General features: G+C 52.2%; 11 protein-coding genes. 2 read left to right on the top strand and 9 right to left on the bottom strand.

The features are described 5' to 3' along the window. Window positions 1-53 precede the first annotated feature (53 nt). The 7 genes from DQM29_RS01240 to DQM29_RS01270 all read right to left on the bottom strand — a co-directional run bounded on the left by DQM29_RS01240 (window position 54) and on the right by DQM29_RS01270 (window position 8,130). The gene (locus DQM29_RS01240; protein ID WP_111738945.1) at window positions 54-851 is read right to left on the bottom strand and encodes an SDR family oxidoreductase; all 798 of its coding nucleotides are present in this window, start codon (window positions 849-851) and stop codon (window positions 54-56) included. 40 nt (window positions 852-891) lie between these two features. Then, the gene (locus DQM29_RS01245) at window positions 892-1,953 is read right to left on the bottom strand and encodes an ABC transporter permease (protein ID WP_111738946.1); all 1,062 of its coding nucleotides are present in this window, start codon (window positions 1,951-1,953) and stop codon (window positions 892-894) included. Window positions 1,954-1,970: 17 nt separating this feature from the next. Next, a complete protein-coding gene (locus DQM29_RS01250) occupies window positions 1,971-3,515 on the bottom strand; it encodes a sugar ABC transporter ATP-binding protein (RefSeq protein WP_111741957.1) in 1,545 nt (514 codons plus the stop codon). Next, window positions 3,515-4,138 carry a DUF2291 family protein gene (locus DQM29_RS01255; protein WP_111738947.1) on the bottom strand — a complete coding sequence of 208 codons (624 nt, stop codon included), beginning with the start codon at window positions 4,136-4,138 and terminating at the stop codon, window positions 3,515-3,517. The genes DQM29_RS01250 and DQM29_RS01255 overlap by 1 nt, the downstream gene beginning before the upstream one ends. A gap of 43 nt (window positions 4,139-4,181) precedes the next feature. Then, complete coding sequence (locus tag DQM29_RS01260) at window positions 4,182-5,117, bottom strand: D-ribose ABC transporter substrate-binding protein (protein ID WP_111738948.1); 936 nt, start codon at window positions 5,115-5,117, stop codon at window positions 4,182-4,184. A 261-nt stretch (window positions 5,118-5,378) separates the two neighbouring features. After that, window positions 5,379-6,884, bottom strand: a complete 1,506-nt coding sequence (locus tag DQM29_RS01265; protein WP_111738949.1) for an FGGY family carbohydrate kinase — start codon at window positions 6,882-6,884, stop codon at window positions 5,379-5,381. A 295-nt stretch (window positions 6,885-7,179) separates the two neighbouring features. After that, window positions 7,180-8,130 carry a sugar-binding transcriptional regulator gene (locus tag DQM29_RS01270; RefSeq protein ID WP_111738950.1) on the bottom strand — a complete coding sequence of 317 codons (951 nt, stop codon included), beginning with the start codon at window positions 8,128-8,130 and terminating at the stop codon, window positions 7,180-7,182. Window positions 8,131-8,484: 354 nt separating this feature from the next. On the opposite strand from DQM29_RS01270, the gene DQM29_RS01275 reads away from it, so the two are divergent. Both DQM29_RS01275 and DQM29_RS01280 read left to right on the top strand, forming a co-directional pair. Further along, window positions 8,485-9,315, top strand: a complete 831-nt coding sequence (locus tag DQM29_RS01275) for a transketolase (protein WP_111738951.1) — start codon at window positions 8,485-8,487, stop codon at window positions 9,313-9,315. Beyond that, window positions 9,308-10,249 (top strand): transketolase family protein, encoded by a 942-nt coding sequence (locus DQM29_RS01280; protein ID WP_111738952.1) that lies wholly within the window; start codon window positions 9,308-9,310, stop codon window positions 10,247-10,249. The genes DQM29_RS01275 and DQM29_RS01280 overlap by 8 nt, the downstream gene beginning before the upstream one ends. Window positions 10,250-10,355: 106 nt before the next feature. Here the strand turns inward: DQM29_RS01280 and DQM29_RS01285 are convergent, their stop codons facing one another. Together DQM29_RS01285 and mrcA are read right to left on the bottom strand one after the other, a co-directional pair. After that, a complete protein-coding gene (locus DQM29_RS01285) occupies window positions 10,356-10,904 on the bottom strand; it encodes an HAD-IA family hydrolase (protein WP_232054844.1) in 549 nt (182 codons plus the stop codon). Window positions 10,905-11,175: 271 nt separating this feature from the next. Further along, on the bottom strand, window positions 11,176-13,791 hold the full coding sequence (gene mrcA / locus DQM29_RS01290) for a peptidoglycan glycosyltransferase/peptidoglycan DD-transpeptidase MrcA (RefSeq protein WP_111738954.1): 2,616 nt from the start codon (window positions 13,789-13,791) through the stop codon (window positions 11,176-11,178). Window positions 13,792-13,908: the final 117 nt, after the last annotated feature.

Genomic DNA, 13,908 nt, shown 5'->3' on the forward strand with positions numbered 1-13,908 from the left:
TAATGCTGCGCTATAGCTGAATCAAGACTGTGACGCTCTGGCAGATGAGAGCGCTATGACATGATTAATCCGCCATCGACGTTGATCGTTTGTCCTGTAATGTAGCGAGCATCGTTTGATGCAAGGAAAGCGACCAGCCCTGCGACGTCTTCAGGCTGCCCGGCACGCTTTAATGGAATGCCTTCAACCCACTCGGCCATCAGCTCGCCTTTGCCGTAGCGCTTGCTGTCCGTGCTGAGGATTTCACCCCAAACGCGATCGTTATAGTCCCACATTTCACTTTCAATAATGCCTGGACAGAAGGCGTTAACGGTGATGTTCCACGGTGCGAGCTCGTGAGCCAGACTTTGGGTAATGCCAATAACGCCCATTTTGCTGGCAGCGTAGTGAGGGGTATAAATAAAGCCCTGACGACCTTGCCCAGAAGAGGTGTTGATAAGACAGCCGTGATTTTGTTTGACCATATACTTAGCGGCTTCACGGCAGCACAGCCATACGCCGGTGGTGTTGACCGCCAGAACTTTTTCAAAGTCCGCCTTGGGCATACGGTCAAAATAGTCAATGGTGATGACGCCGGCGTTTTGTACTGACACGTCAATGGTTCCGAATCGAGCCGCTGCCTGTTCATACAGACTTTGTACCTGCTGTTCGTCGGTGACGTCAGTCACCAGTGACAGGATGTCTGTACCATAGCGCTGACGCAGCGCCTGTGCCGTTTCGTGGACGCGCTCTGAGTTTGACGTCATCACTAAATTTGCACCGTCGCGGGCAAAGCGTTCAGCAATGCCTGCGCCAATGCCTCGACAGGCTCCCGTGATGACAACCGTTTTTTGATGAAAATCTCGCTGCATTTTTTTCTCCTTTGGCTGCCTTTTCAGGCAAAACGAAGTATTACGATGACTGTGCTACTGGCGATGCGGCCAGCTTCTCTTCATGGCGGCGCATCAGAATTACCCGGCTCTGTAAGCGCTGCTGGAACTGATCCACGATGACGGCAGAGATAATGACCAGACCTTTAATGACCATTTGCCAGAAGTCGCTGACGCCCATCATGACCATACCGTCCGCCAGAAAGACGATGACGAAAGCGCCGATGATTGAGCCTGCAACCCGCCCGCGACCGCCGGCCAGCGCCGTTCCGCCAAGCACCGTGGCGCCGATGGCGTCCATTTCGAACATATTGCCGGTCATGGGGTGGGCGGTTTGAAGCTGTGAGGCTACGATCAGGCCGACCATCGCCGAGCAGAGGCCTGAGAAGGCATAGACAAAAATCTTCACTTTGATAATAGGGACGCCAGCCAGTCGTGCGGCGGATTCATTGCCGCCGATAGCGTAGATATAGCGACCCAGCGGAGTTTTTGTGGTTAACCAGAAGCCGATGAGCAGAAACGCCAGCATAAGCCAAATGGGTATATAGACGCCGAGTAGGGTACCTGAGCCAAGCGTGGCGAAACCAGTATTACCCAGTGCCTCCAGACCGTTGAGGTTGGCATAGGTACTGCCGTTGTTGAACAGCAGAGAAGAACCTCTGGCGACATACATGATGCCCAGCGTGCAAATAAAGGGGGCTACGCCAAAGCGCGTAATGATAGTGCCGTTAACAAAACCTATTAGAATGCCGCAGATAGCAACGAACAGCAGCACTTCAGGCACGTTGAAAAAGATAATGCTGCCGTTCCACAGGGGGATACCGTTTGTCAGCAGCGCCCCCGCGATCATGCCGCAAATCCCGGCAACCGCGCCGACAGAGAGGTCGATGCCGCCCGTCAGTATCACCAGCGTCATGCCAATGGCCAACAGCCCAGTAATGGCAACGTGCTGAGTCATGATGAGCAGGTTTGATAGGGTCAGAAAATTCGGGACCATCAGGCTAAAGAAAGCGATGACGAACAGAAGGGCGATAAACGTTCTGGCCTTCAGTAGGTACATATAGATCATATAGTGTTGGTTCATAATGAGATCCAGCCTGATTAATCTTGTGGAGTGGAAGCAGTAATTAACATTTCACGGGTCGCCTCGCTTCGAGGAAGGTCGGCGGCAATACGCCCATCGGCCATGACCAGAATGCGATCGGCCAGCGCCATGACCTCATCTAGCTCTGATGAGGAAAACATCACCGCAAGCCCCTGATGAGCCATGCGCCCGATCAGGTGGTAGACGTCTGTTTTTGCACCGACATCAATGCCTCGCGTTGGCTCGTCCAGCAAAACGACCTGTGGCTGGGTCATCAACGCCTTACCCAGCACGACCTTTTGCTGGTTACCCCCGCTAAGAGAAGTAATAGGCAGCTCGCTGTCGCTGACTTTAATGGCCAGCTGTTTGATCATGTCATTCACGCTGGTACTTTCTTTACTCGGGTTGAGCCATTTCCAGGCGCGCCGAAAGCCCTGTAGGCTGATATTTGAGAGCGTCATATTCGATTTGATCGACATCATCTGAATCACGCCTTCTCCCTGCCGGTCTTCAGGAACCAGAGCGAGGCCTTTTTTCAGCCGAGTTTGAAAGTCTGCCTTTTCGAGTGGTTCATCATTTAGTCTGACGCTGCCCGTTTGGCAGGGCATCAGGCCGATCAGTCCCTTGAACAGTTCGGTGCGCCCGGCGCCTAAAAGGCCATAAATGCCGATCACTTCACCTTTTTTAAGGCTGAATGAGACGTTGTTGAGCTTATAGCCGCCGCTTTGATGCAGTGCCGTCAGGCCATCGACCTGCAGCACGCTTTTTCCCTGCGGGGCGGGCTGGTACTCAAAATGTTTCTTTTTGTCGCCGACCATCTGCTCGATGATCCAGGGGATGCTGGCATCGCTGACTTCTCGCTCGCAGATAAAGCGCCCGTCGCGAAAGATAGTGATGTGATCCCCTATCTCCATCAGCTCTTCCAGCCGATGGGAAATATAGATAATGGTGACGCCGCGGCGCTTTAGCTGGGCGATGACGTTGAACAGAACCTTGACCTCTGACTGACTCAGAGCGGAAGTGGGTTCATCCATGATCAGCACTCGACTGTCTTTTGACAGCGCGCGGGCGATCTCGACCAGCTGCTGGTGACCAATCCCCAGCTCTCCTAGCGGAGTCATGGGGTCTACGTCCAGATCCAGCCGCTCAAGCAGCGATTTCGCCAGCTCGTACTGGTACGCCTCGTCAATTCTGCCCCGCTGGAAAAACTCGTTGGCAATAAAAATGTTGTCCATCACGTTCATGTTGGGAAACAGGTTTAGTTCTTGGAAGATGATGCTTATACCGTGCTTTTCCGCCTGATGCGTTGAGCCAAGGGTAACGGGCTTGCCATCCAGCAAGATTTGTCCGGACGACGGTGACTCTACACCAGCCAGCATTTTCATCATGGTGGACTTACCCGCACCGTTTTCGCCGATAAGAACGTTGACCTTATTGCGGTAGACGCGGTAATTCACCTGATCCAAGGCGATAACGCCGGGGTAGACACGCGAGACGTCACGCGTTTCAATAATAACGTCCGACTCTGTTCCAGAGGCCTGCGGGCGTTCTTGCTGCGCCATCATTGCTGTTCCTCCAGCCGCGTTAGCTGTACTGGGGTGATTTCAGGTATCGTTTCGGGGATATCCCACGTGGAGAAGACGCCGTAGACTTGCCGAATCTCACCGTTTTGCAGTGCAGCCTTTTGTACCGTTTCAACGGCAAGATCGTTGATTGCGCGGCCATAGTCGCCAAACAGCACCTGATCGTTAAAATCCTGATAGCTGGCGCCTTTAAAGCCATCCCTCAGCTGGGTACCGCGAATCGTTGGCCCAATCTGGATAACGACGTTTGAGCCGCTTTTATCCAAAATAGTCATTTTCCCGTTGCGGGACGTGGTGTCGATTTTTTCAACGCTGCCTGATATTTCTACAAAAAATACGCAGGGATTTTCGTCCTGTGAACGATATCCAAAGGTTTGGCAGGCGGTATCGAAGTCAGGCGCGGCGCGCAGTTTGGCTAATAGTTCAGCGGCAGGATGGGCGTCGCGTATAACCTGTGGAACCAGCTTCTGCTGCCAGACTTGTTCAATATTTGTCATGTGTGGATTAGGCGGTGACTTTAAGTCCGCAAGCTCTTGTTCCGAGACGATGCGGCATCCTCCTAATCCCAAAATGATTAACGTCAGCCATATCTTTTGGGACATAACACTCTCCTTTGCGCCCCCGAAGGGGCGCGGCAGCTCGGTATTAAGGCTGAATATTGAAATCTTGTACTTTGCTGGCGTTGTCCTGATTAATCAGAATGCCGCGGAACATGACACGCTGCTTTGGCGGTTTTTGACCTTTTTGCAGGAAGTTATCGAGGTCGCTAACGCCCTGAGCCGCGATGGCCTGAGCCTGTAGCATTACCGTTGCCTGCAGGGAACCGGCCTTAACCGCATCCCGCTCGTCGTTGCTGCCGTCGATACCGACAACCACAACGTCATTGCGCCCAGCGGCCTTCAGAGCGGCGATAGCGCCCAGTGCGACTGGGCCATTGCCGCAGATAACGCCTTTCACGTCAGGGTGAGCCTGTAAGATGCTGTCCATAATGCGTTTGCCATCGATCAGAGTGCCTTTGGCATCCTGTTTGGCGATACTGACCATGTCTGGATACTGGTCAATGACCTGATGGAAAGACTTGGAACGCGTCACGCAGTTGTTATCGGCGAGGTTACAGGTCAGCTCTGCGTATTTACCCTTCTCGGCCATTTTTTCGACAAACACGTTGGCAACTTCTGAGCCCGCCTGGAAGTTATTGTGGGTTATCTGTACCAGAGCCACGTCATCGACTGGGATTTCGCGGTTAATCAGAACGACTGGGATACCCGCGTCTGAGGCCTTTTTTATCGCCGCGACGCTGGCGGTGGAGTCCGCGTTATCCAAAATGATCCCTTGGACTTTTTTCCCAATGGCGGCGTCGATTAGCTCATTCTGCTTTTTGACATCTTCCCCGTGAGACAGCACCGAGGTCTGATAGCCCAGTTCTTGGGCCTTTTGGCTAGCGCCTTTTGCTTCAGAGGCGTAGTAGGGGTTATCGAGGGAGTTCACCATAATCATAATGGTGCCTTTTTCTGCCGCATGGCCTGCCAGAGACAGGACACTGAGCGTTGCAGCGGCTAACAGGTGTAAACGTAATTTCATGTCGAGGTTCTCTCTATTGTTATGGTCGGATACAGTGAAACAACGTAGGGTGTAACCTACTGTCAGGCTGACGCAGTGCCGCCGACAGTCTTGCCATATCGCTTTTCCTCATTCCCGCGGGAAGCGGCGGAAGTGTGGGGCGATGGGGTAACAGTGAATGTCTTTTTTTGTTTCCGAAGTCTCCTTATTACATTTTTATGCGGTATAACCGGGCCGCAGTGACATAGGGTGAACGTCAAGACATAGATTCTTTATCGGCGTTTACTGGCGCCAGAGCGTTCTTTCAACGGCGTTTCGCCATTCATGCCAGCGCGTTTGCAGACGCTGGTGCCGCTCCATATCGGGGTGAAACTCACCGTGGTCGGCGAGGTAGGCTTTCATGTCATCAAGGGACATGTGCCCAATGGCTTTTCTTGCCAATAGCCCTGCGCCGATGGCGGAGAGTTCTGGAATATCGCTGCGCATAACCGGGCATCCGAGCAGGTCAGCCTGATACTGCATAAGCCAGTCGTTTTTGGTTGGCCCACCGTCTACCATCAGGGCCGTTAGCGTGAAATCGTCATGTTCGCGCATGGCCTCAATGACGTCGGCAATTTGATAGGTGATGGACTCCAGCGCGGCACGGATCAGGTGGGCGCGCTCTACGCCTCGGCTTAAGCCACAGATGACGCCACGGGCATTTTCATCCCACCAGGGAGCCCCTAATCCGGTTAGTGCGGGAACAAAGTAGACTCCCAGCGTCGACTCTACGGAGGCGGGAAGGGCGTTAAGCTCTTGTTCCAGCTCTTTTGAAGGAAGCCCGCTAAGCCCTGTGCAGTCAGCCATCCAGGCGACGGCGTCGCCAGTGTGGGGAATATTTCCCTCCAGCGCGTAAACGGTCTGCTCGCCGTCATGCCAGGCGATAGTGGTAGCGAGGGATGGAATATCGCACTGTGCGGATTTGACCGGAGCCATGACCGAAGATCCTGTCCCGTAAGTGGCTTTCACACAGCCTGCTTCGCCAAGAGCGTGGCCAAACAGCGCGGCATGGGAGTCGCCGATCATTGACATGATGGGGAGTCCGTCAGGAATGCCTTTTAGCCCCTTGGTGTAGCCGAATAGCCCGCTAGAGGGCTTGACGTCAGGCAGTGCCATGCGAGGGATCTGGAAAATATTCAGCATGGTGTCATCCCAGTCACCGTCGTTTAAGTTGAACAGCTGAGTGCGCGCCGCGTTAGAGTAGTCACAGAAGAATGACTCTCCCTGAGTGAAGTTCCACAGCAGCCAGCTGTCGACGGTGCCTAGGCAGATCTCTCCCTGTTCGGCGAGCGCGGGCCCGTTTGGAACTGACTCCAACAGCCAGCGCATTTTTGAACCGGAAAACAGCGGTGCGACGGGAAGCCCAGTGGCAGTTTTGATGGTTTTTTCCAGATCGCTGCGGCGTATTCTTTCGCAAACGTCCGCTGTGCGTGAGCACTGCCAGGTAATCGCTGAATTTAGGGGGGTGCCGCTATTGCGATACCAGCCTACGGCGGTTTCCCGCTGGTTACTGATAGCCAGCGCCGCGACGTTTTCTGCACCGACGTGGGCGATGGCTTTTGCAATCATATCAATGGAGGCGTCGATCAGCGCTTCACCAGACTGTTCTACCCAGCCTGCACGAGGAGTTTGAATCGACAACGGGTGAGAGAATTTCGCTATTACGCGTCCTTTTCCGTCCAGAGCGACGGCTTTTGCGTTGGTTGTACCTTCGTCCAGAGCAATAACGATCTCTTTTGTTGCCGACATAGTTGGCCTCCAGAATGACACATAACCGTTGTGTGGAGCGGAATGGTTTTTTATCAGTGAATATATATTCGATGTTGATTATATATTTAATACCATAACCAGATTATTGACGATGAGCCACTGTCAAAATCGTCATTTGTGCTAACTATCACATTTATCAAAAAGGGGAGGAGCTGAAGATAGGGTTGAGGAGAATCGATGATATATAAATAATATAATGAAAAATAAGAAATTATTTCTTTCGTCATCTATGCGGCACACGCATAGATGACGAAGTGATACATTCGAAAGGAGGTTACTCTTTGACCAACATTCTAGCAGTCGGGTAGTCGGTGATGAGAATATCGATGTATTTTCCGGTTAACGCGCCTTTTATGGCGGCGATCTTTTCGATACCGCCGGCTAGCGCCACAACGTTCGGACACTTTCTGATTTTATCGAGATCCATGCCGATAACGGGATCTTCATCCTCTTGCAGCACTGCCCGACCTTCTTTGTCGTAGTAATGCAGGCAGATATCGCCGACGGCACCGCGCGAAGCCAGAACGTTGAGCATGTCTTCGTGATAGTAGTTGCCGGACGTTTTGAGCAGCTGAGAGGGTTCCAGAATGCCAATTCCAACGATGGCAATATCCACATCGTCAAAGCGTGATATGACGTCCGAGACGTCTTTGCTGGCAATTAGGCGGTTTTTTTCTTCTGTGGAGCCTTCAATGCTTTGTGAGGGGAGCAGCCACGACTCGCAGTTCAGCCGCTGTGCCAAGGTTTGGGTCAAAATTGTGGCCTGAACGTTGCCGTTAGGGCCAACGCCCCCCAGCAGTTGGATCACCCCGCTGGCCTTCAAATTTTGAGTGTGAACTTCATCAACCATCGCACGGATGGTTGTGCTCCAGGATGAAACGCCGACCAAATCTTTTGGCCTCAGGCGAGTTTCCAGATAGTGGGCAGCCGCTGAACCAATGGCTCTCTTGATAGTGTGCTCAGAGGCATCCTCTTCGGTATCGACCACGATTGCCTGTTTTAATCCGTAGCGCTCTTCTAGACCCTTTTCGAGATTCAGGAAGATGTTAGACGGTTGGATAACGCTGATTTTTACCACGCCCTCTTTTTGGCATCGGGAAATAGCCCGAGAGACAAAAGACTGCGAAAGAGAGAGCAGCTGGGCGATATCCGACTGTTTACGCCCTTCTAAGTAGTAGAGATTGGCGATTTTAACCAGTAGTCGTTGTTCATCCTGCTTAGCCATAAACATTCCCAAAGAGTCGATTGCATAGGGTTAATGATACGCGAAAAAGTCGCGAGTTTAAGTGTGATGAGACTAAAACTTTCGTGAATCCTTAAAATCAGCACTGGACAAAAAATGTCATAGCAGTCCATAATTGAATAAAAGTTCAAATATGAATATATATTCTAAAGCATTCCTTCAAATGGACAAAAGGCCATGTAGGTAGAAGGATGTCGAGAATAGAATCGACGAACGGATATGGTACCGAGTATTGGTAGGTAGTGCGCTGGCATTTTGCTCTTTTTTTTACCCTATGGAATAAAAATTCAATCATGAAATAAAATTCAATCATGAGATGGAATTAAGAGGTGTTAAATGAATCCCTACAGTTATGACATTGGCAAGTTGGAACAAAAGGCACGCGCCGTGCGGCGCCATATCATCAAGCTTAACGCCGGGAGTCCGGCTGGTGGGCATACCGGTGCCGACCTCTCTCAGGTTGAGCTGATTACCGCACTGTATTTCAGAATATTAAACGTGTCGCCGGACGGTATTGACGACGGTGAACGAGATATCTATATCCAGTCTAAAGGGCACGCTGTTGGCTGCTATTACTGCGTACTGGCGGAAGCTGGCTTTATCCCTCTTGACTGGCTGCCAACCTATCAGCATGCGAACTCCCACCTTCCCGGTCACCCCGTTCGGCAAAAGACCCCGGGCGTTGAGCTAAATACCGGCGCTTTGGGGCATGGCCTTCCCGTGGCGGTCGGTCTGGCGCTGGCGGCGAAGAAAAACCACAGCAAGCGCCGCATATTTCTTATCACCGGAGACGGTGAACTGGCCGAGGGGAGCAACTGGGAGGCCGCGCTGGCTGCCGCTCATTTCGGTCTGGATAATCTTATTATTATCAACGACAAGAACGGGTTACAGCTCGCCGGGCTGACGAAAGATATCATGAATACCGATCCTCTGGCCGATAAATGGCGGGCTTTTGGTATGCAGGTTACGGAGTGTGAAGGCAACAGCATGGCGTCCGTCGTTGCTGCGTTGGAAGGGCTAAAGCAGGAAGGCCGACCAAACGTCATCATTGCCCATACCACCAAAGGGGCAGGCGTGTCTTTTATACAGGGAAAACCCGAATGGCATCACCGAGTGCCGAAAGGCGAAGAGATTGAACTGGCGATGGAGGAACTGAAAGATGAGTAATGCAGAGCATCTGGCAAACGTAATGGTACAGGCGTTTATTGACGCCGTGGATAGCGGTGTTGATGTGGTTCCCGTCGTTGCTGATTCAACGTCAACCGCCAAAATTGCGCCATTTATGAAGAAGTTCCCCGACAGACTGGTGAACGTCGGCATTGCTGAGCAAAATATGGTCGGGGTAGCGGCCGGCCTGGCACTGGGAGGGAAAGTGGCCGTGACCTGTAACGCCGCGCCATTCCTGATTTCTCGCGCTAATGAACAGATCAAGGTGGACGTTTGCTACAATAATACTAACGTAAAGCTGTTTGGCCTGAATTCTGGTGCAAGCTACGGGCCGCTGGCGAGCACTCACCACTCTATTGACGATATCTCGGTGATGCGGGGATTTGGCAATATTCAGATCTTTGCGCCGTCCTCTCCCCGTGAGTGCAAACAAATTATTGAATACGCGCTGGCCTATGAGGGGCCAGTTTATATCCGGATGGATGGTAAAGCGCTTCCTGAGCTGTATGACGAAAATTATCGGTTTAAACCCGGTGCAATAAACGTGCTGCGCGAAGGTAACGACATTGTTTTGGTGGCGATGGGCTCGACGGTTCACGAAATTGTGGATGCGGCCTCAGCGCTGGCTGATGCCGGTCTCGAAGCCAGAGTGGTTAGCGTGCCGTCTATTCGCCCCTGCGATACAAAGGCATTAGCAAAGGCTCTATCGGGCTGTAAGGCGGTTATTACGGTAGAAGAGCATAACGTCAACGGCGGATTGGGTAGCCTTGTGGCTGAGGTGATTGCGGAAAATGGAATTTCTACCACATTGAAACGGCTGGGTATTTTGGACGGTCAATACGCGGCCGCGGCCGATAGGGCGTTTTTACGCGACTATCACGGCATCGATAGCGAGGCTATCACCCGACAGGCGATAGAGATGGTGAAAAAGTAAATCCTCAAATCTTTCCTGAGGCGCACTCTACGGGCGCTTTGCGCAGCGTTTGTGGCTCAGGAAAGTTACCCCATATCATAACAGTCGGTACGTTAGGCTTAAGCCGTCAGATGGTGCGGCTTAGCGTATTGACGTCAATAACGTCCATTTCGGCAGCGTTTGCTGCAGCAATGCCGAACGTTGAATCCTCAAAGACAAGGCAGCGCGCGGCAGGGACGTTCATCTCTTTCGCGCAGAGCAGAAAGGTATCCGGCGCTGGCTTGTGTCGTTTTACCCTGTCGGCAGAAACGACAGTGTGGAACATCGCCGACAGATTAAATCTATTTAGCAGCACCTCCACCGTTGAACGTTCGCTACCGGTACCGAGCGCAAAAGGTAGCTTTCCACACCACAGCTGTGCAATCTCCATCGCGGGAAGAAGTCTAACCTCTTCGGTTTTTAGCAGACTGTCGACTCGCACCCTTTTCCGCTCAGCCAGATAAAGCGGATCGGCGTTAACCTCCTTGAGAGCAAGGATCTTTCTGGCGACTTCCCACGGAGCGGAACCGTTAAATTGAATGAGCTCTTCTTCCGTCACGCTGATGCTTTCATCTGAGAACGTTTCTAACCACGCTTTACGGTGCAAAGGCTCAGTATCGAACAGGGTTCCATCCATATCAAAAATGAGCGCTGAGTATTTGGTCAACATAGTCAATATAGGCAAGGCCGCGTTATTGAGGGGTAAGACGATACTACTCTCTTAGCACAACAAATTGAATAACAAATCATTTGTGAATTTAAATTCAGGCGAGTGCCATCAAATAAGTACCGTCAAACAAGTGCCATCAAAGAAAAAATAAAGAGAGAAGAGGGAAGTGAGGCAAAGACGGAGAAATGTTTAATGCGCGCTGGGGCAGCAAAATGTGCCCCAGCGCGAGAGTAGACAACTAGAACAGCTCGTGCGAATTACCGCCGCTGTCTGTTACCGTTGTGCCAATTTCGGAGTAGGCGCGGCTAGTTGGTTCAGTCCCTTTAATAAAGTATTCAGACTTCGTCCTTCCGCTGCTGGGAAGCTGACCCGTGGACATATCGATAGTCACGCTGATAACACCGTTTGGCGCAGGCGTTTTCTTTATCGGTAATCCGTCGAGGGCAGCTCTCATAAAGTCAATCCAGGCTGGCTGTGCGCTTTGCGCACCGGCTTCGCCACGGCCAAGGCTGCGGCGGTGATCGTCAAAGCCGATCCAGACAGAGGTGACAGTTGATGGGCCGAAGCCGGAGAACCAGGCGTCTTTCGAGCCGTTGGTTGTACCGGTTTTACCGCCAATGTCAGGACGCTTCAGATCTCTTGCCGCTCTCCAGCCGGTGCCGTTCCAGCCACCGCCAGCTTCACCGGCAATATTGCTTTTTAGCGCGTCCTGCATCAGGAAGGCCAGATCTGAGCTAATAACGTGCGGTGCATAAGGATCGGCTTCGGTTGCCTGAGGCTGACCAAAAGAAGGCGCCTTGAGGTCAATAACCGGAGATATGTCGTTAAGGGCATTTTCTGTCACCTGATCGACTTCTTCCTCGCTCTCTTCTCCAGAGTTAGTGGTTGCCTCAGCGTTTGCGTTAGCTTCCTCTGCGGCTGCCATTTCCTCTTTATGTTTGCTTAAGTCAATGGTGTTGCTAACCAGCGCTTGAGATTTTTCTGTTGTTCCGTAAACCACCGGGATATTGCAGTCGAAACCGCAGGCGACTTTAGGATGCGCTTCAAACAGCAGCTTGCCGTCGTCTGTTTCAATCTTGGCAATAAAGTAAGGATCAATCAGGTATCCGCCGTTGGCGAAGACTGCATATCCGCGAGCCAGCTGCAGTGGCGTGAAAGACGCTGCGCCCAGAGCCAGAGACTCGGTGCGAGAGATGTTCTGCGCCGGGAAGCCAAACCGCTGCAAATAGTCCGCCGTGTAGTCAACGCCGATGGCGCGCATCACGCGAACAATCATTACGTTCTTGGACAGGCCTAGCCCTACGCGTAAGCGAAGAGGGCCGTCATAGCGCGGCGGTGAGTTTTTCGGTGACCAAATCTTGCCGCCGCCAACCGGCATGCTGATCGGCAAGTCGGTTAAAATGGTGGACAGCGTCATGCCGCGATCCAGTGCTGCCGCGTAGACGAATGGCTTAATGTTTGAGCCGACCTGGCGAATGGACTGGGTAACGCGGTTGAACTTGCTCTGGTTAAAGTCAAAGCCGCCGACGACTGCTTTTACCGCACCGTTATGAGGATCTAATGAAACCAGTGCAGAGTTGACGCTTGGCACCTGTGCCAGCACCCAGTTGTCTTTGCTCTTGCGGATCCAGATTTGCTGACCGACCTGAACGGCGTCAGTCACTTTACGCGGGCTGGCTCCCATAGCGCGATCGTTAATAAACGGACGCGCCCAACGCATGCCGGAGAAAGGAACTGCCTGTGTTTCTCCGTTAGCGAGCATAACGATAGCCTGTTGGGCTTCCGTTTGAGTCACGACAGCAGCGGTTAGCGGGCCGTAGTTGGGCAGCTTTTTCAGTGCGGCAACGATCCGATCTTTTTCCCAAGCCGTTTCGTTTGCCTTCCAGAGAACCTCAGCCGGGCCGCGGTAGCCGTGGCGCATGTCATACTGGATGATGTTGTTGCGCAGGGCGTCAGTCGCGGTCGTCTGTAAAACGCGGGTAACCGTCGTGTACACCTTGTAACCGTCGGTATAGGCGTTTTCACCGTACTTATCGAACATCTCTTGGCGCACCATCTCTGCCAGATAGGGCGCCGAGAAGGCGATTTCCGGCTCGTGATAGTTGGCGACCAGCGGCGCATTTTTCGCTTCGCTGTATTCCTGCTGAGTAATGTATTTCTCTTCCAGCATCCGGAACAGTACTGTGTTGCGGCGCATCAACGCTTTGTCAGGGTAGTTGATAGGGTTGTAGCTGGAAGGTGCCTTTGGTAGACCCGCCAGCATAGCCATTTCACTGAGCGTCAGCTGGTTCACGTCTTTACCAAAGTAAACCTGAGCCGCAGCGCCAACGCCATAGGCCCGTGAACCCAAATAGATTTTATTCAGATACAGTTCAAGAATTTCGTCTTTTGTCAGAGAGCGTTCGATACGAATGGCCAGAAATGCCTCTTTCGCCTTTCGAATCACGGTTTTTTCCGGACTGAGGAAGAAGTTTCTTGCCAACTGCTGAGTAATGGTACTCGCGCCCTGCTGAGCAGAACCTGCGCCGAGAGCTACCACGACAGCGCGAGCGATACCGATGGGATCCAGCCCGTGGTGCTCATAGAAGCGGCTGTCTTCGGTCGCCAGAAACGCGTGCAGGAGCTGCGGTGGCATTTGTTTAAGCGTTAACGGGATACGGCGCTTTTCACCGAATTGAGCAATCAAATCTCCCTCTGCGCTGAATACCTGCATGGGCGTCTGCAGGCGAACCTCTTTTAACGTTGAGACGTCCGGTAACTCGGGCTCAAGGTATTTATAGAGGCCAAAAATCGCGCCAATTCCCAAAAAAAAGCAACAGATTGCAATGATGAAAAGATACTTTACGAACTTCACCTGATAATTCCCATAACGATGGCGTTGAGCGGTTTATAAACAATCGCCGGATAGTATAAAGCCAATGAGACGCTGTGGATATGTTCTTTTATTAAGATGAAGTGACGGTGAAGTATC

Origin of the sequence: Leminorella richardii (assembly GCF_900478135.1) — a bacterium.
Classification (GTDB): domain Bacteria; phylum Pseudomonadota; class Gammaproteobacteria; order Enterobacterales; family Enterobacteriaceae; genus Leminorella; species Leminorella richardii.

Bases quoted from the DNA above. Each gene is read 5' to 3' on its own strand.
- DQM29_RS01240 (WP_111738945.1), bottom strand. From the start codon at position 851: ATGCAGCGAGATTTTCATCAAAAAACGGTTGTCATCACGGGAGCCTGT.
- DQM29_RS01245 (WP_111738946.1), bottom strand. From the start codon at position 1,953: ATGAACCAACACTATATGATCTATATGTACCTACTGAAGGCCAGAACG.
- DQM29_RS01250 (WP_111741957.1), bottom strand. From the start codon at position 3,515: ATGGCGCAGCAAGAACGCCCGCAGGCCTCTGGAACAGAGTCGGACGTT.
- DQM29_RS01255 (WP_111738947.1), bottom strand. From the start codon at position 4,138: ATGTCCCAAAAGATATGGCTGACGTTAATCATTTTGGGATTAGGAGGA.
- DQM29_RS01260 (WP_111738948.1), bottom strand. From the start codon at position 5,117: ATGAAATTACGTTTACACCTGTTAGCCGCTGCAACGCTCAGTGTCCTG.
- DQM29_RS01265 (WP_111738949.1), bottom strand. From the start codon at position 6,884: ATGTCGGCAACAAAAGAGATCGTTATTGCTCTGGACGAAGGTACAACC.
- DQM29_RS01270 (WP_111738950.1), bottom strand. From the start codon at position 8,130: ATGGCTAAGCAGGATGAACAACGACTACTGGTTAAAATCGCCAATCTC.
- DQM29_RS01275 (WP_111738951.1), top strand. From the start codon at position 8,485: ATGAATCCCTACAGTTATGACATTGGCAAGTTGGAACAAAAGGCACGC.
- DQM29_RS01280 (WP_111738952.1), top strand. From the start codon at position 9,308: ATGAGTAATGCAGAGCATCTGGCAAACGTAATGGTACAGGCGTTTATT.
- DQM29_RS01285 (WP_232054844.1), bottom strand. From the start codon at position 10,904: ATGGATGGAACCCTGTTCGATACTGAGCCTTTGCACCGTAAAGCGTGG.